Raw genomic sequence first — 25,648 nt, 5'->3', positions numbered from 1 at the left:
TATGAAAGTTATATTTTTAGAAGATGTTCGCGGAAAAGGTAAACGTGGAGAAATTAAAGAAGTACCAAGCGGCTATGCTCAAAATTTTTTAATTAAAAATGGTAAAGCAAAATTAGCTACAAATTCAGCAATGAGTTCTTTAAAGGGACAACAAAAAGCTGAAGAAAAAAAAGCTGAAGAAATTTTAAAAGAAGCTAAAGATGAAAAAATCGTTTTAGAAGATGATAAGACAGTTGTTGAATTAACAGCTAAAGCGGGCGAAGATGGCCGTTTATTTGGCTCAATTCCTAGCAAGCAAATTGTACAAGCTATGGAAAAACAATACGGAATTAAAATCGACAAACGTAAAGTTGAACTACCAGAACCAATTCGTGCCTTAGGATTCACGAATGTACCTGTTAAGTTACATGTTGATGTAACAGCAATGATTCGTGTTCATGTTTCGGCTAATAACTAAAGTAGTATTTATTTGAAAAGCTGGCAAAATTTGATTTTGTCCAGCTTTTTTCTTGATTTTAGAAGTAAGGAGAACACGATAAAATGAATAATGAACTATTAACAGACCAAACGCCACCACAGAATATTGAAGCGGAACAAGCCGTTTTGGGCGCTGTCTTTTTAAAGAGTGATGCTCTTGTTGAGGCAATGGAATACTTGGAGCCCGAAGACTTCTATCAACGTCGCCATCAATTGATATTTGCGGCTATGGTGGATCTGAATGATAAAGATGAAGCTATTGATATTGTTACGATTCAAGATAATTTAACTTCTAAAAATCAAATGGATGATATTGGCGGTGTTAGCTATATTGTTGAATTAGCTGGCTCTGTACCAACGGCTGCGAACGTTCAGTATTATGCTAAAATTGTTGAAGAAAAATCAATGATTCGACGCTTAATTGCGACAGCGACATCTATTGCAACTAAGGGTTTATCACAAGATGATGATGTTGCAACGCTTTTAGATAATGCTGAACGTGAAATTATGAGCGTATCTGAAAAAAGAAATAGTAGTGGTTTTCAAGCTATCGCTGATGTATTAAAAAGTACATTTACAAATATTGAAAAGTTAGCTAAAGAAGGCGATACAATTACTGGATTGTCGACAGGTTATCCAGAGTTGGATAAAATGACTGCCGGGTTACATCCAGATGAGTTAATCATTTTAGCTGCTCGTCCGGCTGTTGGTAAAACAGCTTTTGCGTTGAATATTGCTCAAAACGTAGCAACTAAAACTGATGAAACTGTCGCTATTTTTAGTTTAGAAATGTCAGCAGAATCATTAGTTAGTCGTATGTTATGTGCTGAAGGTAGTATTAATGCGAATCACTTACGAACGGGACAATTAGACGAATCAGAATGGTCAAATTTGATTGTGGCAATGAATTCATTATCAAAGGCTAATATCTTTATTGATGACACTGCTGGGTCAAAGATGGCTGAAATTCGGGCAAAATGCCGTCGATTAGCGAAGGAAAAAGGTGGACTAGGGTTAATCGTTGTTGATTATTTACAGTTGATTGAAGGTTCAGGACGCGAAAGTCGACAACAAGAAGTCTCAGAAATTTCTCGTCAAATGAAGAAATTAGCGAAAGAATTAAGTGTTCCAGTTATTGCATTGTCTCAATTATCCCGTGGTGTTGAACAACGCCAAGATAAACGACCAGTGTTATCAGATATTCGTGAATCTGGTTCTATTGAACAAGATGCAGATATTGTTGCATTTTTGTATCGAGATGATTATTATGAACGCGATACTGATGAAGATGAAGACGGGAATCTACCTGATCCAAGGGATGAAGATGACCAAAATGTTGGTGAAGTTGAAGTTATTATTGAAAAAAACCGTGGTGGCGAACGAGGTACAGTTAAATTATTATTTGTTAAATCATATAATAAATTCTCGTCACTTGCCTATAGACCAGAAGGCTAGAAAATATTCCTTAGTGGGATATTTTTTTTGAATAAAAAGAGAAACGTTCGTTATATAGTTGATAAATGTTTATATAAAATACAAACGTTCGTATTTTAGTTGTATTTGAACTGCTTTATTGCTATAATATTCTAGGATTGTATTTATGAATTTAAAATATAAATTATGAGGTGGATGAAAATATGTCATCAGTAGTTGTAGTAGGTAGCCAATGGGGCGATGAAGGAAAAGGTAAAATTACAGATTTCTTAAGTCAAAATGCCGATGTTATTGCACGGTATCAAGGTGGCGATAACGCCGGACACACAATTGTATTTGAAGGCAACACTTACAAATTACATTTGATTCCATCAGGTATTTTCTTTCAAGATAAATTAAGTATCATTGGTAATGGGGTTGTTGTGAATCCTAAAGCTTTATGTGAAGAACTTGATTATCTACAAAAACTCGGCGTTAAAGGAGATAATTTACGTATTTCTGACCGCGCTCATGTTATTTTGCCATACCATATTCTACTTGATGGCTTACAAGAAGCTGCTAAAAAAGAAGATAAGATTGGGACGACTAATAAAGGTATTGGACCAGCTTATATGGATAAAGCTGCTAGAATTGGTATTAGAATTGCTGATTTAATGGAAAAAGAAACTTTCTCAGCAAAATTAAAAAATAATTTAGAACAAAAAAATCGTGAATTTACAAAATTATATGATCATGAACCACTTGAATTTGATGATATTTTTGAAGAATATTTTGCCTATGGCCAACGTTTGAAACGATACGTAATGGACACGTCAGTTATTATTAATGATGCACTAGATTCTGGTAAGAAAGTCTTATTTGAAGGTGCACAAGGTGTTATGTTAGATATTGATCATGGAACGTACCCATTTGTAACTTCTTCAAATCCAATTGCAGGTGGCGCAACAGTCGGTGTTGGTGTTGGACCTGCTCAAATAAATACAGTTGTTGGTGTCTGCAAAGCCTATACATCACGTGTAGGGGATGGTCCTTTTCCAACTGAACTATTAGATGAAATCGGTGATACTATCCGTGAAGTTGGACATGAATATGGTGTAACAACAAAACGTCCACGTCGTATTGGCTGGTTTGATAGTGTTGTTATGAATCATTCCAAACGTGTTTCAGGATTGACTAACTTATGTTTAAACAGTATTGATGTTTTAACTGGATTAAAAGAAGTTAAAATTTGTACAGCATACGAATTAAATGGTGAAATTATTCATCGTTATCCAGCTAGTTTTAAAGAATTATCTCAATGTAAACCAGTATATGAAACATTACCTGGTTGGACTGAAGATATTACTCAAATGAAAACTCTTGCAGAATTACCTGAAAATGCTAGAAATTATATTAGACGTATTGAAGAAATCGTTGATGTTAAAATTTCAACATTCTCAGTTGGACCCGATCGTGATCAAACAAATGTTTTAGATGATGTTTGGGCATAAATAAGTAATAGGTTGATAGTAATGTGAGAAAAGTCAAAGTTAATACTTTGATTTTTTTTTATTTAATCAATAACTAAGTAGATAAATAACCTTAATTAATTAGAGCTTAAAAATTTATATAACTTATATATTTGATAAGTCGAATATGTTGCATACGCTTTCTTTGGATGTTACTATCGGTATGTAGACAAATATATTATGAGGAGGAAACATGATGACAAATGAAGATAGATTAGATGCAAAGAAAGATCAAATTAAGGGTAAAGTAACAGAAACTAAAGGTAAATTGACAGGAGACAAGCAAGAAGAAGTTAAAGGTAAAGCGGAAGGTTTCCTTGGTAAAGCGAAAGATAAATTAGAAGATGTCAAAGATGATGTTGCAGAAAAAATAGATGAAGTTATGGACAAACGTAAAAAGAAATAGTAATTTCATTGGGTTCTCGCACTGCTTACAATAAGCAGTGCGAGTTTTTTTTATTTCTTTTTATTAGCCGAAGTTAGATAAATAATAGGCTTATCTTGTGAGTATAGTACCTATCAGTTCATCTTATTCACTCAGATATTCATAGATCTTATTTTGTTTAACTTTATGTGATTAATTAAGCAACGAGGAAAACAAAGATAGTTATTTATCTTTATTTTTTGGTGTATATAAGTTTAAGTACCTGGGAAAGAGATTCATTAAGTTTCATAGATTGAGCGTAATAAAATCGTTTCATTTGCAAGCGATTTCAAATAATGGTATATTACATATAACGAATAGTTAATATAATAAATAACTATTTAATATAAACAAAGGAGGAACATATTATGATTTGGTCATTAATTGTAGGTGCTATTATTGGTGCTGTTGCAGGGGCGATTACTAATCGCGGTGAGTCGATGGGATGGATAAGTAACATCATCGCTGGACTAGTTGGGTCAGCTCTTGGTCAAAGTGTCCTTGGTCATTGGGGACCTAGCTTGGCAGGAATGGCAATTATCCCTTCTATCATTGGTGCGATAATTTTAGTTTTAATTGTTTCAGCTATATTTGGTATAAAAGCAAGGAAGTAAATCAAGTCAAGAGAGAGGTATGTTTATGAAGAAGAGTAAAAAAATTATTCTGAGTATAGTCAGCCTCGGATACTTGATTGGGCTTAGCTTGCTGATTTGGCCAGAAATAATTGAGAAAATAACTAAAATGCTTGAACATTTTAACGTTAGTACAAATTTTCAGAGTAACGATTTTATCTTCTATTATGGGATTGTGTTATTGCTATTAACAGTCTTCATATTTTTGTTAATACTTTTGTGGCCTGCGCAACTACCAGATATTCCTTTGAAGCAAACTAAAGAAGGAAGACTTGCTTTAAGTAACCAGGGTATTAGCCAATTTATCAAGACAAAGTTGTCTAGTGAAGACTTATCTAATATTAAAGTTACGTTGAAGAATACACGACGTCAGCGAAAGATCCATATTGTTGCAGATTCAGTTTACCAACAGTCTACAGTTGGACAATTACCTCGTATTACGAGTGAATTAACTGAGAATCTCAATGATCTATTAGCTGGATCTAGTCATATTCCTATCAAAGTAGATATTAAGGTAAGTAAAAAATCAAATTCAAAACGTAAAGTTACACGGGTAGTTTAAGAGGGAGTGTGCATAAATGAAAGATAAAATGTCAATTAATATTGGAGTTGGTAGTGCTCTAGGATTTATCATATCCTCGTTACTTGTAACTGTAGGATTTTGGAAGACGATTATCATTATGATTGTGACACTGTTAGCAGGATGGATTGGTTATCTATTTAAAGAATATGATATTGATCTGTCATTTATTTCAAAAATTTTCACGCGGAAAAATTGATTATTTTAAAAATCGAAAGGAGTCTTAATTATGACTACAGAAAAAACAAATACGCAGGGAACAAAGACTGAACCAAAGGGGACATTGACATTTGATGACAAGGTTATTCAAAAAATAGTCGGTTATGCAATTGAAAATGTATCTGGTCTCTTGGGTGTGGATGGTGGATTTGTCGCAAATATTAAAAATAAACTTGTAAATAGTGATAATCCAACAGATGGCATCGGCGTTGAGGTTGGCAAGGAACAAGTTGCGGTTGATTTAAATATTATTATGGCATATGGGCACAATGCACATGATATTTATAAACAGTTAACGGAAGTTATTAATAAACAAGTAAAGGAAACAACAGATTTAGCTTTAATTGAGTTGAATGTTGAAGTAGTAGACATTCAAACACCAAAAGAATTTGATGATTCACAAACAAGTTTACAAGATCGTGTATCTGATGCAGGTAGTACTATTAAAGAAAAAACAACAGATGGGGTAGATGCCGTTAAAAAAACGACCTCTCAGGTAGTAAATAAAGATGATGACCGGGTTAAATAGCGTTGAACAAATAATAAGATTTAAATCTAGTTAAGAGAAATCCGATAGGGTTTCTCTTTTTTTGTTTCACGTGAAACATCAATAAGTAAATGAGAACACAAAAAAAGCACCTAGCCGCAGCTAGATGCTTCAACATATCTTGCGATATGTTGGGTTTGGCACCCATGGGTGGTTAGGGGCTCGAACCCTAGACCCACGGATTAAGAGTCCGTTGCTCTACCAACTGAGCTAACCACCCAAACCATTAATAATAATTCATCAACGTTAAATATATTATCATATATACTAATAAAAGACAATAACTTTTCGAAAAAGGATTTGGGTAAATTTAATCACTGTGTTTGGCAATGATGATTGAATAGGCTATAATAATGGAGGGTTAAGAAGTTGTATCTAGATTTAATTTTACAGCTTCCTATAAGGAGGATCCACATATGAAAAAAATATTAGTTGTCGACGATGAAAAACCAATTTCTGATATCGTTAAATTTAATTTAACTAAAGAAGGATACGACGTTTATACAGCTTACGATGGTGAAGAAGCCTTAGAAAAAGTTAAAGAAGTTGAACCGGATTTAATTTTATTAGATTTAATGTTACCAAAAGTGGATGGTTTAGAAGTTGCTCGTCAAGTTAGAAAAACTTACGATATGCCAATCATTATGGTTACAGCTAAAGATGGAGAAATCGATAAGGTCTTAGGTCTAGAATTAGGTGCAGATGATTATGTAACAAAACCTTTCTCTAACCGTGAACTAGTGGCCAGAGTTAAAGCTAATTTAAGAAGACAAAAAACAATTGAGAGTGTTCAAACAGAAGAACAACCACAAAATAGTGAAATACAAGTTGGACAATTAACCATTCATCCTGAAGCATATATGGTTTCAAAATATGATGAAAAAATTGAATTAACACATCGTGAATTTGAATTATTACATTATTTAGCACAACATCTAGGACAAGTTATGACTAGAGAACATTTACTACAGACGGTATGGGGTTATGATTACTTCGGTGATGTCAGAACGGTTGATGTTACAATGCGTCGTTTAAGAGAAAAAGTTGAAGATAATCCAAGCCATCCAGAGTGGTTGGTAACACGTCGTGGTGTTGGATACTATATGAAAAATCCAGATTTAGAATAGAGTAGGGGAATAACGATGAAAATGAATCAAAAAATTCGTTTTTTTAAATCTATTCAATTTAAAATAGCCCTCATTTTTGCGTTATTAATTTTAATAACGTTGGAAATTGTCGGGGCTTATTTTGTTAGGCAATTAGAACAGCAAAACTTAGATACCTTTAAGCAACAAGTCCAGTTACCTATATATGTTACTAATTCGATTACGAAGGATTTAGCAAAAACAGATACAGCTGCTGGTGATAGAGATATCAAAAAAATATTGGAAGATGTTAGTAATTCAAGTATCACAGAAATTCGAGTGATTGATAGTAAGGGCACAATTCGCGGGAGTAGTGATTTTAATAATCAAACTGTTGTGGGACAAAAAACGACAGATGCAACAATTAAGCAAGTGTTATATACACCTAAAACATTTGAAAAGAAGATTTATGATGAATCTAGCGATAAGCGCTACTATGTTTCAATTGTGCCACTAGTTAGTACAGCAGGAAATGTAACAACGACAGTTGGGGTTACATACGTTAAGGCCAATCTGGAAAGCTTATACTCAAATATTAACGATATCACGGTTATTTTCGTGACCGCGTCATTTTTTGCAGCTGTTTTAGTCCTTTTGATAACGATAGTTATTTCCCGGGCAATAACTCGTCCGATTGATGAGATGAAAAAGCAAACGATTCGAATTTCTCGCGGAGATTACTCCGGAAAAGTTCGTGTCTATTCTAATGATGAACTAGGACAATTAGCAGATGCGGTTAATAACTTATCTGTTCGTGTTGAAGAGGCACAAGAATCATCTGAAGCTGAACGTCGTCGTTTAGATAGTGTTCTATCGCACATGACAGATGGTGTAATTGCGACGGATCGTCGCGGAAATATTATCATTATGAATGAAGCGGCCTCTACCTTATTAGATCAAAATGAAAATGACTCAATAGGAGTATCAATTTTGGATATTCTTGATTTACGTAGTCAGTATACTTTACGTGATTTGTTAGAAAATCAAGATGAAATTATGATTGATTTATCTGATGTAGAACATGAACAAATTTTGAATGCTTATTTTTCATTAATACAAAGAGAATCTGGCTTTATTAGTGGTCTTGTCTGTGTACTTCATGATGTCACAGAACAACAAAAGATAGAACGTGAACGTGAAAGCTTTGTTTCTAATGTTTCTCATGAATTAAGAACGCCTTTGACGAGTATGAAGAGTTATATTGAGGCATTAAACGATGGTGCATGGAAAGATCCAGAAGTTGCACCAGGTTTCTTGAAAGTTACACAGAATGAAACAGAACGTATGATGCGTATGATTAATGACTTACTAAATTTGTCACGAATGGATTCAGGAACATCTAAGTTAGAACTTGAATTAGTTAACTTGAATGAACTGTATAGTTATGTTCTGGATAGATTCGATATGATGATTAATGCTGACGATGGGTCAGGCAAAAAGTATTCGATTAAACGTGATTTTACTAAACGTGATTTATGGGTTGAATTAGATACTGATAAAATTGTGCAAGTCATTGATAATATTATGAATAATGCCATTAAATATTCACCTGATGGTGGAGAAATAACTTGTCGTTTATTGGAGACACATAAGCACGTTATTTTGAGTATCTCTGATGAGGGCCTTGGTGTACCTAAAAAAGATTTAGCGCATATTTTTGATCGCTTTTTCCGTGTGGATAAAGCTAGATCGAGAGCTCAAGGTGGAACTGGATTAGGCCTAGCTATCTCAAAAGAGGTTGTCGAAATGCATAAAGGTAAAATTTGGTTAGATAGCTCGGAAGGCAAGGGTTCAACATTCTATATTTCATTGCCTTATGAATCATATGAGGAGGACCTGTGGGATGAAATTGAATAGATTTATTTTACCAACACTATTATTTTTATTAATTATGACAAGTATCGGTTTATCATGGGTCATTTGGACAAATCCGACATGGAATGGTAAAAGTGAATCGACGAAAGCTACAAATTCAACGCAGACAGAGTTAACAAAGAGTACTAAATTGAGCGAAGTATATGCACCAACGTCTGTTATTTATAATGATAATCAGCAACAAAATGTTTTATATAGTGAAAAAATTAATATCATTTCAAATATTCAAAAAAAGATACGTACTTGGAAAGAAACGTCTATATCAGAAGTTCCGATTAAAAATAAAAATGATTATTTAACGTTTTTAAATGCAAAAAATCAATTGGTTCTTAGTTACTCAGATGAAATTACGGTTGGGTTATTTAATCAAGTATTTAATCAGCAAAATCAAAATTATAAAACACGACTTATTAACCGTGTTCTTATTCCGCGTGATAATAAGAAAAGTATTTATCTGTTGAGTGACAAGGATAAAAAAATTTATGAGATTTCGTTAAATGATGCCTATAATAAAGGTAAAACAATTGATGATGTTGTACAAAATGAAACGTTATCGAAATTATCAGTTACATTTAAACTGCATAATAATGATATTTTTATGTATTATAATCAAGATTTTAATATAGCTCGTTTTAGGTATTTAGTGGATAAGCAAACGGCTAGTAAGTATGTTGCTAATCTATTAGGACAAAAAGATGGTTCATCGGTCAACGTTAAAGAAAGTAAAAAGACAATAACTTACTATGATGGTTCTGATCGACAATTAACGGTTCAAAATACGACAAATTTGGTTTCATATGAAGATGATGAAAATTCAGATGCGAAACAAAAAACGAGTCGTGGTAATGCTTTAACTGAAAGTTATACGAGTATTAAAAATACAGGTATCGGATTAGATAATATTCACTTCTACCAATTTAATGGTAAGTCTATGACAACAACATTCAGAAGTTATATTGAAGGATTTCCGATTTTTAATCAAACCAAACACGGTGTGATTGAAGTTGAGCGACTAGATAATGGTGGAAATAAAATTGATTTTTCATTATTGACGTTACAAATTGCTGTTCCATCTGGAAAAGCAGATGTTACGTTACCAAGTACAGAAGAAGTGTTAAGTAGCTTGGTTACGGCAGGGTATAAAGATGCGGATATTTCAGATATTCAATTAGGTTATCGTTGGGTATCAAGTTCTGATTCAGATTTGGTAGTCAACCTAGAACCCACTTGGTATATCCGATATCAAGATAAATGGAAAAGTTATACTGAATTACTACAAACAGATTAGGGAGGTGAATTAATTGGATTTTAGACGAATTCAAATTATTTTTATTATTGTTTTTCTTGGTTTAAATATCTTTTTATTCACCTCATTACGACAAAATCAACAAATTGAAATTTCGAGTCGATCATCACCTGGGACAACAAAAACCGGTACAACGCTTAAAGAGATGCGAGAAGATGACATTAAATACGGCAGTATCTCAAATAAAAAAGAGACTGGTGTATATATGTCTAATAAAGCATCTGATGTATTAAAGAATGATGCTAAACAGCTGCAATCCCAAGTTACAACATATAAAGACAATAAATTATCTAGTATTTTTGGGACACCAATTAATATCACAGATAGTGAAAGTCCAAATAAAACAATTGATAAGACAATTATGAGTGATAATACTTTAATTCTACATGGAGATAATTATCGCTATAACAGTAGTCTTTCAACAGAGACAAGTGTCGTGTATTCGCAGGTTGTTTACGATAAAATGGTTTACTCAAATGTTGGACTAATTAAATTTACAATTCAAAATAATAAAATTAGTGGCTATTCACAAACGTATATGGCAAATACAGAAAAATTACGTGAAAATGAGTCAATTATTAGTCAACAACAAGCAATACTGATATTGTATCAATATAATCAATTTGCAAGTAAAAGTAAGGTTAAATGGTCTAAGTTAGGATATGCTGAGTTGCTCAGTTTGGATAAAAAATATAGCGTCTATATTCCAGTTTGGATAGTAGCTGTTAAGAATCCAAGTAATGGTGTGACACAATACAAGCAAGTTAATTCATTTTCAGGAGCGATTATGAAGGATAGCACTGATATTTTAAATTAAATGAAGATTAAAAGGATAGAGGCGCAGGCAAGTAATGGATGAAGGAACAGACGATATGAAGATTAGTGTTCTTGCAAGCGGTAGTGCGGGAAATGTCACGTATATTGAAACGCCTAAGCACAAGGTCCTTGTAGATGCTGGTTTAAGTGGTAAAAAAATTGCGAGCCTAATGACAGATATTGGTCGAGATATTAACGATGTCGACACGTTATTTGTAACACATGAACATACGGATCATGCAAAGGCTGCTGGTATTTTAGCCCGTAAGTATGACATGAACGTTTATGCAAATGAATTAACATGGGAAGCCATGGCTCATACGATTGGTAAAATTCCCGTTGAGAAGAAGCAAATTTTTGAGATGGGGAAAGTAATTACATTCGACGACTTAGATGTTGAGAGTTTTGGTGTCTCTCATGATGCAGCGGCACCGCAATTCTACCAATTTCATCATAACAATAAGTCATTTGTTATTTTAACGGATACAGGTTATGTCTCAGAGAACGTTCAAGGGACAATTTCCGATGCAGATGCTTACTTGTTTGAGTGTAACCATGATATTGAAATGTTACGGATGGGCGGCTATCCATGGTCATTAAAACAGCGCATTTTAGGTGATAAAGGTCATTTATCAAATGAGGATGGTGCTGATGCACTTATGAATGTTATGGGTAATCGGACAAAACGAATTTTTTTAGGCCATCTTAGTAAGGATAATAATATGAAAGAATTAGCCCATCTAACGGTTGAATCAACGATGAAAGAACATGATTTAGCAGTTGGTGGTGATTTTAACATTTTCGATACAGATCCGGAAAATGCTACAAAGCTGGTTGTTTTATAAGAACAATTTTTTCAAAATTTATTCATAAATAGTTCACAATTAACCGTTATTCTTAAAAGAGTAAAAGATTACGTTTAAGGGGGCAGCGACAAATGTGTCGCGTATATAAAAATGTCAAATGAAAATAGAACAGGCTTAGGTAAAACAGTTGTTACAGCGCTTATTGCAGGATTAGTTGGTGGCGGAATTGCATTTGGTGGATATACATTTTACCAAAATAATGATAGTGATAATGGCGCAGTTACAACATCCTCAAATAAATCAGGTACAACTAAAGTAACAAATGTAAGTGTTAAATCAAGTAATGAATCATCAAAAGCATTTGCTAAAGTTAAAAATGCGGTTGTTTCAGTTATTTCATATACAAAGTCAAGTGGTTCAAGTAACAGCTTAACGGATATGTTTGGTGCAGCAGGCGATTCCTCTGCGACAACAGAAACAGCATCAAGTGAAGGTTCTGGTGTCATTTATAAAAAATCAGATGGTAGTGCTTATGTCGTAACTAATAATCATGTTATCTCTGGTGCAAGTAAAGTTGAAGTTTTATTGAGTAATGGTAAAAAATTAAGTGCCAAAATTGTTGGTAAAGATTCAATTACTGATTTAGCTGTTTTAAAAATATCAGCTAAAGATGTGACTCAAATCGCCACATTTGGTGATTCTGATAGTATCACTGTTGGTGAAACAGCATTGGCTATCGGTTCTCCACTTGGATCTGATTATGCGACATCATTAACGCAAGGAATCATATCAGCTAAGAAACGTACGATTGATGTTACCAATGATTCGGGTGTTAAAACGGGCCAAGCAACAGTTATTCAAACTGACGCTGCCATTAATCCTGGAAACTCAGGTGGGGCTTTAATTAATACTTCTGGCCAAGTTATCGGTATTAATTCGATGAAACTAGCAAGTACAGCAACAGGCTCTACTAGTTCTAGTTCATCATCAACTTCTGTCGAAGGAATGGGATTTGCTATTCCAAGTAATGAGGTTGTATCAATCATTAATCAATTAGTTGATAATGGAAAAGTTAAACGTCCTGCAATTGGTATTTCATTAATCGATTTAGATTACGTCTCAGCAAGTGATCAAAAGAGTGTCTTAAAATTACCAAAAAGTGTTTCTTCAGGGATTGTTGCTGTTAAAATAAATAGTGATTCACCTGCTAAAAATGCTGGTATAGGTAAATATGATGTTATCGTTAAGCTAGGTGATAAGAAAGTTACTGATATCTCAAGCTTACGAGAAGTTTTATATGAACATAAAATTGGTGATACAGTGGCTGTTGAATTCTATCATGATGGTAAGTTGAAACAGGCTAATATCAAATTAACCTTAGAAGCAACAGATGCAAATACAGGAACAAGCTCAACAAGTAAATCAGCATCATCAGCTCAATAAACAAATATGAAATAATCGTAAATAACTTAATTTACGATTATTTTTTTATTTTAAATAGATATTGTGTATAACTAAGTGGATAGATATTAAGGTGGGTGTGAGTAACAGAGGGAAAGGGCAGTATGAAGGGACTTTCTAAACAAAATAGTTATGCACAATTAATTGAATGGCCTGTGACTAACTTTTATTTATTTGATATTTTAAAATAAAAAAAGACTGTTATACCAATGTGTAAAGCGTATAATTAAGGAATGATAAATAACGCAAAATCTGTGCATAACTAATATGGTGTTGACAAATGGGCAACAAATAAATGTAGTGACGAACACATATTCCCCGCAATATGTTGTGGTCCAAATTGTGGATATGTGCGTAACTTTGTGTATAACTTGTGAAAAAGGTGGAAATTATGAACATTAAGATTATTGGTGTAGGTAAATTAAAAGAAAAATATCTCAAACAAGGAATTGAAGAGTATGCAAAACGGTTAAGTAAGTTTTGTAAATTTGAAATTATTGAAGTAAATGATGAAAAGGCACCGGAAAAATTAAGTTCAGCAGAAATGATTGATGTTAAAGGTAAAGAGGGCGAACGTATCCTTAGTAAGATTAAAGAAAAAGAGTATGTTTATGCTTTAGCCATTTTAGGTAAGGAACGTACGTCGGAAGATTTTGCTAAAGAGATTGCTGATCTTGGAACTTATGGGCATTCAGACATAACCTTCGTTATTGGGGGGTCATTAGGACTAAGCGAGGACGTTTTAAGACGCGCCGACACACAAATCTCGTTTGGTAAATTTACCTTACCGCATCAATTAATGCGGATGATTTTGACTGAACAAGTTTACCGTGGATTTATGATTAATGCAGGGAGCCCCTATCATAAATAAGGACCTTTCAATACTTTAAGTAACGTAATTTTAGGATATCAGTAGATTTTCATATTTTCCCTTGACCTAGAGCTTGCTTAAAGGTGGATGATAAAAATAAGTAATTTTAAATTTAGTCGTATAAGAGGGAGAATTTATGAATAAAAAGAATTTAATCATCGTGACTATTGCATTGCTGTTATCTAACGCAATGGCAGGTCTTGATGGAACGATTATTAATACTGCATTACCATCAATCGTCAGTGATTTGCATGGTATCCAATATATGGGATGGATTGTTGCAGTTTTCTTGTTGGGGATGGCAGTTGCCACACCTCTTTGGAGTAAATTAGGCGAACGAATTGGTAACCGTGGTGCATATCAGTTAGCAACTTTTTTATTTGCAATCGGTGCGGTTTTTCAAGCAACATCAAGTAATATTGTCTTTTTCTTAGTTGCTAGAGTAGTTATGGGTATTGGTGCAGGTGGGATGAATACAATTCCGTTTATTATTTATGCTGATATTTATAAAAATATTAAGAAACGCTCACAAGTTATTGGTTATGCAACAGCTAGTTACAGTATTGCATCAATTATTGGACCTTTAGTTGGTGGCTGGATCGTTGATACGTTTAGTTGGCATTGGGTCTTCTATATCAATGTACCAATAGCATTAATATCAATTATTTCAATCCAATTTTTCTTCAAAGAAGAAGTTAAAAAACGTCAAAAGGGGAATATCGATTACTTGGGTGCTGGAATGATGATTGTCAGCTTAGTGACCTTATTAACAGGTATTCAAATGATTGGTGTTGGGTCAATTAATTTAGTCGTTGGGTTAATTATTGCTGGAATTATCTTACTCGGTATTTTGTATAGAGTTGAGGATAGGGCCGTTGATCCGATTATTCCCAATCGATTATTTAAAAATAAGAAACTGATTGTTGATTTTATCATATTTGCCTTTTTATGGGGAGCATTTATCTCATTTAACATCTATATTCCAATGTGGGCACAAGGAATACTTGGAATGAGTGCATTGATTGGTGGGGCAACACAAATTCCTGGTGCAATGACTAATTTATTTGGTTCGTTGTCCGGTCCATCAATGATTCCTCGATTGGGGAAATACCGGATTATTACAATCGGAACCATTAGCTTTATTATTTCGTTTGCTGGGATGTTAGTTGTAGGTGTGACAGTCCCATTCTGGTATTTATTACTAATGGGTGCTTTTGAAGGGTTCGGTTTAGGAATGTGTTTTAATGTCCTACAACTGAGTGTTCAAGAGGATGCGGAGGGTCGAGATGTCCCAATCGCAACTTCATTTGCCTACTTATTACGTATTTTAAGCCAAACATTTATGTCATCAATTTATGGGGTTATCCTTAACAGTGCGTTGTTAAAAGGAGTTAATCAGTCTCATGGTAAAATTACGATGGAGATGTTAAACAAGCTAAGTGATTCGAAGCGTGTTTCAAGTCTTCCTGAAAAATTATTACCAGCAATGCGACAGATTATGTATGAAGGGTTGCATAATATTATGGTAATCGCGACAATATTATTGATTATCGTTTTACTATTTAATTTATGGATTCAGGCTCAATCTAGAAAACAACTAAGTTAAAAAATAGAATCTCTGAGAGAATGTACTATGTACTAAGTCGTATCGAGTTGACTGATGAAATTATATAAAATTTAATGGGGTATATTGATTTATCTGCTTGTAAAGTTATTAATAGATTCCCAGTGTAAATTCCTTGATTAATGTCAATTTATCAAATGCACTGTACTTAACTCTAGGCAAAAAAATCCCGCCATGATTGTCGAATGAAATTATATATTTCATCTGATAATCATGGCGGGATTTTTACAAAAAGGCAGATACCTTTTTAATCGTATTTTTTATAGATAATAGGTTAGGTCACTTGCTGGAGTCGGATAAGCTAAGATAAGTTTAGTAACATCTGTTTTTGATGTTTTGTTAGCAATTAATGGTGTTAGATAATTGATAAGTTCTTCCGCAATTGTGGTGTATGCGACAGCACCAACAAGTAAGTTGGATGATTTATCAAAGATAGTTGTCACAGATGCTTCAGATTCTTTAATTCGATTAAAGGAATACCAGTTAGTTGTCTCTTGTACTCTAATGTCATAATGTTCAGGTTCATTTTTAGCTTGTTCAATCGTAATGCCAACTTGAGATAGTTGTGGGCTGGCATAGACAGTCATTGGAATTGGTGGGTAAGCAATTGGACTATTCGATTTTTTAAGTAGTTGGTCTGCAACGTAATGACCTTCAAATGTTGAAACAGGTGTTAACTTAGGTTGTTTGCGTGAAACAATATCTCCAATGGCATAAATTCGATCATTTTTCGTTTTTAAGTGAGAATCCACAATAATACCATGTGAATCTGATTCAGCACCTGTAGCAGGTAGGTTTAATGTATTAACGTTAGGTTGACGGCCCATAGCTGAAATTGCCAAATCAACAGTTAAAGATAATCCCTTATCGTCTAACATCTGGAAGCCTAAAGGACCTTCTGTTATTTCTGTAATATTAGTGTCAAAGTGAAAATGGACACCATTAGTTTTCAAATTCTCAATGAGACGGGTTGTATATTCAATTGGAAATCCACGTAATATTTGACTATTATGTTGAATAATATGAACTTCTGAGCCAGCAATAGCAGCTATATTAGCAAGCTCAATTGAAACATAGCCAGCGCCAATAAAAGCTATTTTATCTGGTAATTCTTCAAGTGATAAAAAATCGGTACTTGTTTTTAGTAAATGACTGCCTGGAATATCAGGGACTACAGGTGACTGACCGGTCGCAATTACAAAATTATCGGCAGTGTAAGTTTCAGTATTAACGTTAATTTCTGACTTTGAAATAAACTTAGCAGATCCGTGAACAGTTTTAATATTTGCTGCAGATAAACCTGCTAGGGTATTGGCTGGAACTTTATCCGTATAAGCTGATTTAAAAGCCATTAATTTAGGCCAATCAATGATAGAACTGCCAGTTAGTCCGAAGCCTTGCATTGCTTCTTGGCGTTGTTTAGTTTCAACAGCAGAATAAAGCATTTTTTTTGGGTCACAACCTCGATTAGGACAAGTACCACCCCAAAGATCATTTTCAATAATGAGAACAGATTGCTTTTTACTTAAATCAAAAGCAGTAGAAAGACCACCAGGTCCAGCACCAATAATAATTGTATCGTAGTGTGATTGTTTCATAATTAATATCCCCCATAATAAATATTTAATAATTATACTGATACTAGCATAAAATTGAAAATTAATTAAAAATAATCGCTTAAAAATGTTTCATGTGAAACATTTTTAAAAAGAAAGCATAGCTTTTAAATTTTTAAAATAGTGACAGACAAAGTAATCCAGTATTAGAATATTTTATTTGATTATTAAAATCACAGAGGTTATAGTTTAAAAAGGGCGTTAAGTCAATGTATGTAAAGGATTTTAGCTATTTATTTAACTACAATTATTTGGGGGTCATTATATGACAGCAACAGTACTAAACGATATTACGAAGGTACTCATTTACACGATTGTATCGTATCCAATCGTTGGAGGCCTAGCCTTTATTGTATCGAGCCTTTATTATAGAATATTTATGGAGAAGAAGGAGCTCCCTAAATATTTAGAGAAGGGAGAACCATTCATTTCTATTTTTGTACCTGCTCATAATGAGGAACAATCAATAGAAGCAACAATTCGACATCTAGAGACTAAGTTAAATTATCCTCTAGATAAATATGAAGTTATTGTAATTAATGATGGTTCCACAGATAAAACCGGTGAGATTTTGGAGACGCTACAAGAGGAGTTCAAATCACGTTTAAGAACGATCACAATTATTAATAATCGTGGAAAAGCAGCTGGATTCAATATTGCATTGGCATTTGCTAAAGGCGAATTTATTTTATCCAATGATGCGGATTCAAAACCAGAAGTTGATGCCTTATGGAAATATATGTCATATTTTGAAAGAAAAGGTGGCAAGAATTTAGGCGCTGTCACTGGGAATATGTTACCAATTAATAAAACAACAATTGTAGCAGAAGCACAACAGAATGAATTAAATTCAATCATTGGCTTAATTAAGAGATCGCAATTATCTTATGGCGGTTTATTTGCTTTCTCAGGTGCAAATACAATGTATCGAAAAGCAGCCGTTTTAGATGTTGGTGGTTGGGAAGCTGAACAGCCAACAGAAGATATCGCAATTGCCTGGGACATGCAGGCATTAGGTTGGGTGGCTTATTTTGCGCCGCATATTCGCTTCTTTATGGATGTACCTGAAAAGCTAGGTGAACTAATTAAACAAAGACATAGATGGTCATCTGGTGGCGTTTATGTACTTCTAACGAAGACGTTACGCGTTCTACGTCATCCGATTAAACAATTTTCAAGTGTACCTATTATTATTGATTATGGATTAAGTGTTATTTGGTCAGTCTTTTATTGGTTAAGTATGATTGCATTTTTAGCAATTCAAATTATCTGTATTGTAAATGGTGATTGGTTACAGTTGAGCAATAACTTAGCGCTCGCCTGCATATTTATTTCAATAGAGGTCATTATTGGTTTGATTCAGTTAATCATGGCGTCATTTTTCAATGATAGTGGTAAATCTTTAAAATACGTTATTTTTGCGCCGTGGTATATCCTCATTTACTGGATGGTAAATACGTATACAATGGTAGCTGAGTTAATTCCGACAGTGCGTAAAATTATTACGGGTGAAGATGGTGGCGTATGGCATTCACCTGAACGTTCGGATAGTATTACAACAGATTTAGGAGGCGACGATGATGACAAAAAATAAGCCTGACTATATTGTGAACGAAGTAGATGAAGACGCATTGACGATTGATTGGTTTTTTGGTCAAAAAAATGTAAGTCTCAAACTAAGACAATTAGTATTAATAACAATTGGCTGGATTGCGTGCTTAGTACCAATCAGTATCACGGTTATCTTGATTTTATTTAAAGATAAGGCAATCCCAATTGATCAAACACTATTTACTGAGCTTTTTGATACGATTATAAATACATTCCTACAATACTATTTGTTTTTTATTGCGTTCTTTTTAATTTTGCATATTTATAATTTAATTCTTTCGAATAATCGTCTAAAAAATGATATAGAAAGTTATGATTCAAAATTATTAAAGAAACACACTGACTTAGCTGAAGAAATGTACTATTTAAAATATGGGCCACGAGATCATAGAGAGGGTCAAAATAAAATTATCATACAAGATTATGCCGATATTGGGACATTTGAATTAAGGCAACAATTTGATTACTTTGGAGATGAGGATGAAGATGATTTCTAAAGAGGATAAAAGATTATTAGATGAGATGGTTGTACGAGAAAGAAATATGAAGAAAAGACGTGACATTTCGGGCTTGATGTTACATAAATTAAGATTATTTAAGCGAAGATTAGTTACGTTTTTAACGGTTTTATCAACCGGAATCCTATTAGGACTTTATATGACATTTGAGCCATTCAAAATGTTGTCAGTTGTCAGTATTATAGAAGTTAATGTACTGGTAGCGGCAATTCTATTTCTATTTACGTCATACTTTTGGCAAATAATGCTCAAACACTGGCCATTAAAACATTTAATTAGTTGGTATAAAACTAAACTAAGAGTAACGTACGCGGGCCCACTGCTTGCTTCAAAAAGATGGTTACAGTTTTATTATAAAGATCGGGATATTTCACCGTATATCCCACAAATATTGTATTACCTACAAAATGAGTCTAAGTTAAAAACAGTTGATGAGGTATTAGCATTTATTGATGAAGGGGCACCTTCAGAAGTGGAAGAACATAATGTGTTAGATAAATTTAGACGATTTATTGGTGAAACAAATCAAATGGTCCTGAGTACTGCTACTGCAGATGGGATGCCATCGAGTCGTCAGATGCGATTTATTGTTTCACCTGATAAATCAAATGTTTGGTATTTTGGTTCAGCTCCGGAAACGCCTAAAATTGCTGAATTGGATTTAGGTAAAGCAGCTATTAATACAATTCCAACGAGTACAGGGATGACTATTGCTAGTAATAGGTTAAGTGTTAAGAGGTCAAAATATAAATTAGAAGATCTAGCAGAGTTGTATCGGGCACAGGTGCCAGGATTTATGGATGGATTACTGGAAGAAGATATAGAAAATGAGATTATTTATGAAATAGTGATCAAAAGTGCTCGATTAGATACTTGGACACAGCACGATCAAGTGAAATTTTAAAGGTATTATTAGCAATATTCATTGCTGATAATACCTTTTTTTAATAAATCAATTAAAAAAATAAACTTTTTACTTGATTTTCAACGTATTTATCTCTATATTTTGACACATAAATTACAGACGAATTATTAATAGATTAACTGTCACTAAGGGAATAAGAAGGTAATGGTGTATTTGATTTATTTTACATTTATTACGGAATATGATATTTATTACATTATTTCAAGATAATGATATTTGACTGAAATGCTTATGTAAAAACTAACTGATAGTATGAACCTCGTAAGATAAATAAGAAAAAAATAAATAAAAACGTTTAACTTAAAAGGAGAACTAAATATAATGAAATTAAATAAAAAGATGACAAAATTTTCAGTAGCAATGGTAGCAACAGTAGCAGCAGGTCTTGGACTTGCAGTTAAAGCAGCAGATGCTGATGTATATACTGTAAAATCAGGTGATACACTAAATAACATCTCAGCAACTTACGCTAACAAAACATCTAATGATGTCAGTGTTAACGCAATTGTTAAAGAAAATAAAATTAGTAACGCTAATTTAATTTATGTTGGTGAACAATTAACAATCAATACTGATACAGCTGCTAAAACAGCAAATACAGCATCAACAACAAATACAACAACTACTAAGGCAGCAACACCAGCTGCAACTCCTGCTAAAGCAGCAACAACAGTTGCACCAAAGAGTACAGTGTCAACAGCAACTGCAAGCACTACTGATTCATCAAGTGCTAAAGCATGGATTGCTAACAAAGAATCTGGTGGTTCATACTCAGCAAGAAATGGCCAATATATTGGTAAATACCAATTAAGTTCATCATATTTAAATGGTGATTACTCAGCTGCAAACCAAGAAAAAGTAGCTAACAATTACGTAACAAGTCGTTATGGTTCATGGAGTGCTGCAAAATCATTCTGGTTATCAAACGGTTGGTACTAAAATTTAAATTATAAAAATAAGAAGCTTTGGATAGGGATATAATTCCTTATTCAAAGCTTTTTTGTTACTTTAAATCTTATGTTAAAATGATAATGTCCAGTAACTAAATTACATGAATGAAAGTTGAGAATTGAATTGAAAAATTACGAATTTTTACTATTTGATATTGATGATACGTTACTTGATTTTGGGTTAACTGAAAAAGCTGCACTAGAAAAGCTTTTTTTAACGCAAAAAATAACATTAGATGATAAAATAAAACAAAATTATTTGAAATTTAATCAGCAGTTATGGCGCCAATATGAGCGTGGTAATTTAAAGCGGGATCAATTATTAGAAAATCGGTTTGCGATATTTTTCAAAAAACAGTTTAATAGAGTAGTTGATGGTAAAGAGTTGGCTAAACAGTATCAAGATAATCTGTCTGCCGGACATGAAAAAATGATGGGCGCAGATGAATTATTGGCATCAATAGATACAGCTAACTATCAATTGTCGATTATTACCAATGGCGTTGCAAACATGCAGTATAAACGATTAGCAGAATCAAAGTTAGATAAGTACTTTCCGCAAATATTTGTTTCGGAAATGACGGGTTATCAAAAACCAACGGTTGGCTTTTTTAACTATGCTTTTGACCATATTGCTGGATTTAATCCCGATAAGGCACTTATTATTGGTGATTCTTTAACATCAGATATTCAAGGTGGGAACAATGTTCACGTTGATACTGTCTGGTACAATCCGAAAAACATTAAAAATAAGACATCAATAAAAGCGACCTACGAAATTGATGATCTGTTAGCCATAAATAATATAATATAAGAATAATTATAAATCTTGGATTAGAGGAATGGTGAATAATGAAAGATGCTAAAATGATGAAAAATGTTAAAAAGATTATTACGTATGCTATTTTTGTGATTGCTACCTATTTTTTATTTTCACAAGTTTTATCAGTGTCAGAAATAGCAACGGATCGTTCCTTTATGGAGATTGCAAAAGCAGAACCAGTCGTATTTATTATTATCTTTTTTATAATTTATAGTTTATTTATGATAATTAGTATTGCTTTTTTCTATTTTTCTCATATTTTATTAAAAATTAAGGGAAAATATGATATTAGTTTACTTATTTTAAATTTTTTCACAGTTTTTTTAACAATATCAACGCTTGTTATTAAATCAGTTGGAGGGGCATTACCAACAGTAGTTATCAAAACTAGTTTATTTTTTATTTTAATATCGATGTCCTTATCAACGACTGCAAAATTATTAGCCTTACGAGAAGAACGACTAAAAAAAAGAAAAAAATAGGTTAAATATAGCAGTATTTTAAAGGAGGTACATATGAAAATTAAAGAGCGGTTGGATACGTTAAGTGATGCGATTATAGCCATTATTATAACCATTATGGTATTAGAGATGCCAATTGAGATAAAAAATGGGGAGATTAACTTTGTTGGTTTGTTTCAAGCCATTGGAATCTTTATTGTTAGTTTCTGTTTTGTTGCTAATATCTGGTATCAACATGCGGTCGCATTTTCGGAAGTAAATGAAGTACCAAATAAAATAATTGTGATGGATTTAATCTTAATGATGCTTTTATCGTTAATGCCAACCTTCACACGACTAATGACAAGTGATACTGTCAGAGAAACGGTTACAATGTATGGTGTTTTATATTTGTTAATTATTTATCTATTCAGGGAAATTGTAAAAGAAATTATTCATCAAAAATATACAGAAAAATCTGATATGAAAAAAGTATATGTAACCATTTATGGCAGACATAACACAGAAACCGGATTATTAATATTAGCTTTAATTCTTATAGGCTGGTTTTTCCCTAAAATAACGTTAGTCTTTTTTATTATCATACCAATTCGTTCATTTATTACTAATAGTGCAGATAACAGTGAATTTACTAATATTAGTCAAATGGAACCTAAAGGTACTGAGGCATTCTTAGAGATGACACCTGAAGATAGAGAAAAATTAAAACCAATTATTACGACACTTAGAAAAGAAATAAAACAACAAGATCCTGATGCGTGGGAGAATTTTACAGAGGATGCTGAAGAGGCACTCGACGTTAGTGAAGGAACGATACTTAGATGGTTTCGTCAATATCGTCAAGCATTTGAGGATTCACAAAATACGCGAAGAAAAAATATAAAGTATGGTAGAGACCAATTAAGTAGAGAAGATGATTAATAGTAAACTGTCCGTCCAATTTTGGAAAGGGCAGTTTTTAATTACAAAAAACCCCTATACTAGACTGATATTTCAGTATCTAATATAGGGGGATTGTTATTATTATTGTGCCATAAAATCTTTTAACCAATTTTTACCTTCAACGAAACGCGTAACAAGCATTGCAGTAGCAGTATTTCCTGTTGAATTTAATAAAGTTGCGGGAATATCAATGATGGTTGTAATAATTAGAATTAATGGAAGAGCAGCCATTGGGAAACCGAAGATTGAACAAATTAAGGTTTCGGCAACCATACCACCACCTGGAATAGCGCCCATCACGACACCAACCAAGAATGAAACACAGATAATCATAATCATATTATTTAAACTCGTGATATCTTTACCAAAAACGGCAAATAAAAATGTTGTTTTTAAGATGCCACCAATAACAGAGCCATCCTTGTGCGTATTTGCACCTAATGGGATGATCGTATTTGCGATATCTTCGCTCACGCCCATTTTTTTAGAATACTCTAGGTTAACAGGGATACATGCAGCTGAAGAACTTGTTGCAATTGCTGTAACAGCAGGAGCTGAGACATTTTTCCAAAAAATCATAAAACCGGCTTTGCCACCTGCGATAAATGCATAGAAACTCATCATCACAAAGAAGTAGAAAGCTGTAATACCTAAGTAAAGAATGAAACTGCGCAAATATCCGGCAGCAATCTGAGGTCCTAAATTACCGATAATATTGGCAAAGAAACAACCTAAACCAATTGGCGCGTAGATCATCACATATTTAACCATCCGCATAACTACTACGTTTCCAGCTGATAAAAATTTTGTAAATACACTAGATTCTTTACCGGTTGCTGAAGCAGCTGTACCCATTAAAATCGAAAAGATAATTAGTTGTAACATATTATCTTTTGATAATAAATGATAAAAGTCATTAACGGTGAATGTATTAACTAATGTTTCTAAACCAGATGATTTTGTTGATGTATCTTTAACAGTACCCATCAAACCTTTAATCGTATCAACGTTGACGCCGTGAATAGGGTTAAAGAGACGAACACCGATATACCCAATAACACCAGCAATGAAAGCCGTTGTTAGGAAGACAATTAATGTTGTAATCATGATTTTACCAAGTCGTTTCATTTCAGACATTTCTGCGATGGCAGATGAAATACTGAAAAAAACAAGTGGAACTAAAATCATGTACATTAGATTTAGAAAAAGATCTCCTAAAGGTTTAAGGACAGCAGCTTGTTCTTTAAAGATTAAGCCGACAATCCCACCTATGATTAGACCCGAGAGTAATAATAAAGATGTTTTGTAGCGATTAAAAAAAGTAGTCATAAAAAATCCCCTTAAATAATTAGTCTAAAGTCATAAACACTAGTATATCAATTGTTTTGTTTAAAAGCTAAGTTAAAAAAAGGAAACGAATAATATGCAAAAACAAATGAGTTTAATCAATATTAAAAAATGAGATAGTATTAGTTAATAATGAGTATTTAACCGATTATACTAATTTGAAAGATAGCTTATTGACGGGTTAAATACATTAGTTTACAATTGTAATCATAAGACCAATGAAAGAAGGGCAATACTAATGAATAATAAAAAAATAATTGAAATTAGCGACGCTGAGTGGGAAGTTATGCGTGTTATCTGGACATTAGGTCAGAGTACTAGTAATGAAATATTTAAGAATTTAAAAGAAAAAAAGAATTGGCAAATGCCAACAATAAAAACATTATTGGGTCGATTAGTAAAAAAGGGTGCATTATCTGCTGATAAAGAGGGCCGAGCATTCATATACAAACCCCTAATAGAAGAACAAACGACGATGGATCATGTTAGTCAGTTATTATTTGAACATATGTGCCAAATGAAAATTGGCTCAACAATTGCCGATTTATTAAGTGAAGTTGAGTTAAGCCAATCAGATATTGTGAAACTACAAAGTGTGATTGATGAAAAAAGTAAAAATGCACCAGAAATGGTTGAATGTAACTGCTTAGCTGAAAAAATGATGTAAATGTTTCATGTGAAACATTATAAAATTTAATCTGATCCTTTATCTTAATTGTCTAATGAGATT

At 33.2% G+C, this 25,648-nt stretch carries 26 protein-coding genes and 1 tRNA gene; 24 read left to right on the top strand and 3 right to left on the bottom strand.

All coding sequences use genetic code 11. The annotated features are described in order from the left end of the window. Position 1: 1 nt before the first annotated feature. From rplI to AC1RPN_RS00275, 8 genes are all read left to right on the top strand, one after another. Positions 2–457, top strand: coding sequence for a 50S ribosomal protein L9 (rplI, locus tag AC1RPN_RS00310; protein ID WP_481761088.1), 456 nt, complete (start codon positions 2–4; stop codon positions 455–457). Between the two features lie 83 nt (positions 458–540). Beyond that, complete coding sequence (gene dnaB / locus AC1RPN_RS00305) at positions 541–1,932, top strand: replicative DNA helicase (RefSeq protein WP_481761089.1); 1,392 nt, start codon at positions 541–543, stop codon at positions 1,930–1,932. 182 nt (positions 1,933–2,114) lie between these two features. Continuing rightward, complete coding sequence (locus AC1RPN_RS00300; protein ID WP_481761090.1) at positions 2,115–3,401, top strand: adenylosuccinate synthase; 1,287 nt, start codon at positions 2,115–2,117, stop codon at positions 3,399–3,401. A 214-nt stretch (positions 3,402–3,615) separates the two neighbouring features. Then, positions 3,616–3,825: a CsbD family protein gene (locus AC1RPN_RS00295; protein ID WP_409022828.1), complete on the top strand. Its 210-nt coding sequence runs from the start codon at positions 3,616–3,618 to the stop codon at positions 3,823–3,825. Between the two features lie 386 nt (positions 3,826–4,211). After that, positions 4,212–4,457 (top strand): GlsB/YeaQ/YmgE family stress response membrane protein, encoded by a 246-nt coding sequence (locus AC1RPN_RS00290; protein WP_409021856.1) that lies wholly within the window; start codon positions 4,212–4,214, stop codon positions 4,455–4,457. A gap of 25 nt (positions 4,458–4,482) precedes the next feature. Continuing rightward, complete coding sequence (amaP, locus tag AC1RPN_RS00285; protein ID WP_481761091.1) at positions 4,483–5,037, top strand: alkaline shock response membrane anchor protein AmaP; 555 nt, start codon at positions 4,483–4,485, stop codon at positions 5,035–5,037. A 16-nt stretch (positions 5,038–5,053) separates the two neighbouring features. Continuing rightward, the gene (locus tag AC1RPN_RS00280) at positions 5,054–5,254 is read left to right on the top strand and encodes a DUF2273 domain-containing protein (protein WP_409021858.1); all 201 of its coding nucleotides are present in this window, start codon (positions 5,054–5,056) and stop codon (positions 5,252–5,254) included. Positions 5,255–5,284: 30 nt separating this feature from the next. Continuing rightward, positions 5,285–5,803: an Asp23/Gls24 family envelope stress response protein gene (locus tag AC1RPN_RS00275; protein WP_481761092.1), complete on the top strand. Its 519-nt coding sequence runs from the start codon at positions 5,285–5,287 to the stop codon at positions 5,801–5,803. A 165-nt stretch (positions 5,804–5,968) separates the two neighbouring features. Here AC1RPN_RS00275 and AC1RPN_RS00270 read toward each other — a convergent pair. After that, positions 5,969–6,041 (bottom strand) — tRNA-Lys (locus AC1RPN_RS00270). 196 nt (positions 6,042–6,237) lie between these two features. On the opposite strand from AC1RPN_RS00270, the gene yycF reads away from it, so the two are divergent. From yycF to AC1RPN_RS00230, 8 genes are all read left to right on the top strand, one after another. Further along, on the top strand, positions 6,238–6,948 hold the full coding sequence (gene yycF / locus AC1RPN_RS00265) for a response regulator YycF (protein ID WP_409021860.1): 711 nt from the start codon (positions 6,238–6,240) through the stop codon (positions 6,946–6,948). 21 nt (positions 6,949–6,969) lie between these two features. Next, complete coding sequence (gene walK, locus AC1RPN_RS00260; RefSeq protein WP_481761148.1) at positions 6,970–8,823, top strand: cell wall metabolism sensor histidine kinase WalK; 1,854 nt, start codon at positions 6,970–6,972, stop codon at positions 8,821–8,823. Next, complete coding sequence (locus tag AC1RPN_RS00255) at positions 8,810–10,129, top strand: YycH family regulatory protein (protein WP_481761093.1); 1,320 nt, start codon at positions 8,810–8,812, stop codon at positions 10,127–10,129. Before walK ends, AC1RPN_RS00255 begins: the two co-directional genes overlap by 14 nt. 13 nt (positions 10,130–10,142) lie before the next feature. Beyond that, the gene (locus AC1RPN_RS00250) at positions 10,143–10,964 is read left to right on the top strand and encodes a two-component system regulatory protein YycI (protein WP_481761094.1); all 822 of its coding nucleotides are present in this window, start codon (positions 10,143–10,145) and stop codon (positions 10,962–10,964) included. 34 nt (positions 10,965–10,998) lie between these two features. After that, positions 10,999–11,808 carry an MBL fold metallo-hydrolase gene (locus AC1RPN_RS00245; RefSeq protein ID WP_481761095.1) on the top strand — a complete coding sequence of 270 codons (810 nt, stop codon included), beginning with the start codon at positions 10,999–11,001 and terminating at the stop codon, positions 11,806–11,808. A 111-nt stretch (positions 11,809–11,919) separates the two neighbouring features. Next, complete coding sequence (locus tag AC1RPN_RS00240; protein WP_481761096.1) at positions 11,920–13,212, top strand: S1C family serine protease; 1,293 nt, start codon at positions 11,920–11,922, stop codon at positions 13,210–13,212. A gap of 409 nt (positions 13,213–13,621) precedes the next feature. Continuing rightward, the gene (gene rlmH / locus AC1RPN_RS00235; RefSeq protein WP_481761097.1) at positions 13,622–14,101 is read left to right on the top strand and encodes a 23S rRNA (pseudouridine(1915)-N(3))-methyltransferase RlmH; all 480 of its coding nucleotides are present in this window, start codon (positions 13,622–13,624) and stop codon (positions 14,099–14,101) included. Positions 14,102–14,237: 136 nt separating this feature from the next. After that, entirely contained in the window at positions 14,238–15,707 is a 1,470-nt protein-coding gene (locus AC1RPN_RS00230) for an MFS transporter (RefSeq protein ID WP_409021866.1), read from the top strand. A gap of 278 nt (positions 15,708–15,985) precedes the next feature. Here AC1RPN_RS00230 and AC1RPN_RS00225 read toward each other — a convergent pair whose 3' ends face one another. Continuing rightward, positions 15,986–17,323, bottom strand: coding sequence for a dihydrolipoyl dehydrogenase family protein (locus tag AC1RPN_RS00225; RefSeq protein WP_481761098.1), 1,338 nt, complete (start codon positions 17,321–17,323; stop codon positions 15,986–15,988). A 283-nt stretch (positions 17,324–17,606) separates the two neighbouring features. On the opposite strand from AC1RPN_RS00225, the gene AC1RPN_RS00220 reads away from it, so the two are divergent. The 7 genes from AC1RPN_RS00220 (at position 17,607) to AC1RPN_RS00190 (ending at position 23,550) form a co-directional block, all read left to right on the top strand. Continuing rightward, entirely contained in the window at positions 17,607–18,935 is a 1,329-nt protein-coding gene (locus AC1RPN_RS00220) for a glycosyltransferase family 2 protein (protein ID WP_409021868.1), read from the top strand. Further along, on the top strand, positions 18,922–19,449 hold the full coding sequence (locus tag AC1RPN_RS00215) for a hypothetical protein (RefSeq protein WP_481761099.1): 528 nt from the start codon (positions 18,922–18,924) through the stop codon (positions 19,447–19,449). The genes AC1RPN_RS00220 and AC1RPN_RS00215 overlap by 14 nt, the downstream gene beginning before the upstream one ends. Then, positions 19,439–20,374 carry a pyridoxamine 5'-phosphate oxidase family protein gene (locus AC1RPN_RS00210; RefSeq protein WP_481761100.1) on the top strand — a complete coding sequence of 312 codons (936 nt, stop codon included), beginning with the start codon at positions 19,439–19,441 and terminating at the stop codon, positions 20,372–20,374. Before AC1RPN_RS00215 ends, AC1RPN_RS00210 begins: the two co-directional genes overlap by 11 nt. Before the next feature lie 342 nt (positions 20,375–20,716). Further along, positions 20,717–21,334, top strand: a complete 618-nt coding sequence (gene apf, locus AC1RPN_RS00205; RefSeq protein ID WP_481761101.1) for an aggregation-promoting factor — start codon at positions 20,717–20,719, stop codon at positions 21,332–21,334. 135 nt (positions 21,335–21,469) lie between these two features. Beyond that, a complete protein-coding gene (locus tag AC1RPN_RS00200) occupies positions 21,470–22,159 on the top strand; it encodes a YjjG family noncanonical pyrimidine nucleotidase (protein ID WP_481762165.1) in 690 nt (229 codons plus the stop codon). A gap of 38 nt (positions 22,160–22,197) precedes the next feature. Further along, positions 22,198–22,650, top strand: coding sequence for a hypothetical protein (locus AC1RPN_RS00195; RefSeq protein ID WP_481761103.1), 453 nt, complete (start codon positions 22,198–22,200; stop codon positions 22,648–22,650). A 33-nt stretch (positions 22,651–22,683) separates the two neighbouring features. Continuing rightward, entirely contained in the window at positions 22,684–23,550 is an 867-nt protein-coding gene (locus tag AC1RPN_RS00190; RefSeq protein ID WP_481761104.1) for a TMEM175 family protein, read from the top strand. A gap of 102 nt (positions 23,551–23,652) precedes the next feature. Here the strand turns inward: AC1RPN_RS00190 and AC1RPN_RS00185 are convergent, their stop codons facing one another. Next, entirely contained in the window at positions 23,653–24,900 is a 1,248-nt protein-coding gene (locus tag AC1RPN_RS00185) for a dicarboxylate/amino acid:cation symporter (protein WP_481761105.1), read from the bottom strand. 256 nt (positions 24,901–25,156) lie between these two features. Between AC1RPN_RS00185 and AC1RPN_RS00180 the strand changes: the two genes are divergently transcribed. Beyond that, positions 25,157–25,585 (top strand): CopY/TcrY family copper transport repressor, encoded by a 429-nt coding sequence (locus tag AC1RPN_RS00180; RefSeq protein WP_481761106.1) that lies wholly within the window; start codon positions 25,157–25,159, stop codon positions 25,583–25,585. The last annotated feature ends 63 nt before the right edge of the window (positions 25,586–25,648 follow it).

The organism is Dellaglioa sp. CoH-57-MRSF-20, assembly GCF_056781955.1.
This window is presented reverse-complemented; position numbering and strand designations above follow the sequence as displayed.

What these genes read in the sequence shown, in the direction of transcription:
- rplI (WP_481761088.1), top strand. Translation starts at nt 2, where the DNA reads ATGAAAGTTATATTTTTAGAAGATGTTCGCGGAAAAGGTAAACGTGGA.
- dnaB (WP_481761089.1), top strand. Translation starts at nt 541, where the DNA reads ATGAATAATGAACTATTAACAGACCAAACGCCACCACAGAATATTGAA.
- AC1RPN_RS00300 (WP_481761090.1), top strand. Translation starts at nt 2,115, where the DNA reads ATGTCATCAGTAGTTGTAGTAGGTAGCCAATGGGGCGATGAAGGAAAA.
- AC1RPN_RS00295 (WP_409022828.1), top strand. Translation starts at nt 3,616, where the DNA reads ATGACAAATGAAGATAGATTAGATGCAAAGAAAGATCAAATTAAGGGT.
- AC1RPN_RS00290 (WP_409021856.1), top strand. Translation starts at nt 4,212, where the DNA reads ATGATTTGGTCATTAATTGTAGGTGCTATTATTGGTGCTGTTGCAGGG.
- amaP (WP_481761091.1), top strand. Translation starts at nt 4,483, where the DNA reads ATGAAGAAGAGTAAAAAAATTATTCTGAGTATAGTCAGCCTCGGATAC.
- AC1RPN_RS00280 (WP_409021858.1), top strand. Translation starts at nt 5,054, where the DNA reads ATGAAAGATAAAATGTCAATTAATATTGGAGTTGGTAGTGCTCTAGGA.
- AC1RPN_RS00275 (WP_481761092.1), top strand. Translation starts at nt 5,285, where the DNA reads ATGACTACAGAAAAAACAAATACGCAGGGAACAAAGACTGAACCAAAG.
- yycF (WP_409021860.1), top strand. Translation starts at nt 6,238, where the DNA reads ATGAAAAAAATATTAGTTGTCGACGATGAAAAACCAATTTCTGATATC.
- walK (WP_481761148.1), top strand. Translation starts at nt 6,970, where the DNA reads ATGAATCAAAAAATTCGTTTTTTTAAATCTATTCAATTTAAAATAGCC.
- AC1RPN_RS00255 (WP_481761093.1), top strand. Translation starts at nt 8,810, where the DNA reads ATGAAATTGAATAGATTTATTTTACCAACACTATTATTTTTATTAATT.
- AC1RPN_RS00245 (WP_481761095.1), top strand. Translation starts at nt 10,999, where the DNA reads ATGGATGAAGGAACAGACGATATGAAGATTAGTGTTCTTGCAAGCGGT.
- AC1RPN_RS00240 (WP_481761096.1), top strand. Translation starts at nt 11,920, where the DNA reads ATGTCAAATGAAAATAGAACAGGCTTAGGTAAAACAGTTGTTACAGCG.
- rlmH (WP_481761097.1), top strand. Translation starts at nt 13,622, where the DNA reads ATGAACATTAAGATTATTGGTGTAGGTAAATTAAAAGAAAAATATCTC.
- AC1RPN_RS00230 (WP_409021866.1), top strand. Translation starts at nt 14,238, where the DNA reads ATGAATAAAAAGAATTTAATCATCGTGACTATTGCATTGCTGTTATCT.
- AC1RPN_RS00225 (WP_481761098.1), bottom strand. Translation starts at nt 17,323, where the DNA reads ATGAAACAATCACACTACGATACAATTATTATTGGTGCTGGACCTGGT.
- AC1RPN_RS00220 (WP_409021868.1), top strand. Translation starts at nt 17,607, where the DNA reads ATGACAGCAACAGTACTAAACGATATTACGAAGGTACTCATTTACACG.
- AC1RPN_RS00215 (WP_481761099.1), top strand. Translation starts at nt 18,922, where the DNA reads ATGACAAAAAATAAGCCTGACTATATTGTGAACGAAGTAGATGAAGAC.
- AC1RPN_RS00210 (WP_481761100.1), top strand. Translation starts at nt 19,439, where the DNA reads ATGATTTCTAAAGAGGATAAAAGATTATTAGATGAGATGGTTGTACGA.
- apf (WP_481761101.1), top strand. Translation starts at nt 20,717, where the DNA reads ATGAAATTAAATAAAAAGATGACAAAATTTTCAGTAGCAATGGTAGCA.
- AC1RPN_RS00195 (WP_481761103.1), top strand. Translation starts at nt 22,198, where the DNA reads ATGAAAGATGCTAAAATGATGAAAAATGTTAAAAAGATTATTACGTAT.
- AC1RPN_RS00190 (WP_481761104.1), top strand. Translation starts at nt 22,684, where the DNA reads ATGAAAATTAAAGAGCGGTTGGATACGTTAAGTGATGCGATTATAGCC.
- AC1RPN_RS00185 (WP_481761105.1), bottom strand. Translation starts at nt 24,900, where the DNA reads ATGACTACTTTTTTTAATCGCTACAAAACATCTTTATTATTACTCTCG.
- AC1RPN_RS00180 (WP_481761106.1), top strand. Translation starts at nt 25,157, where the DNA reads ATGAATAATAAAAAAATAATTGAAATTAGCGACGCTGAGTGGGAAGTT.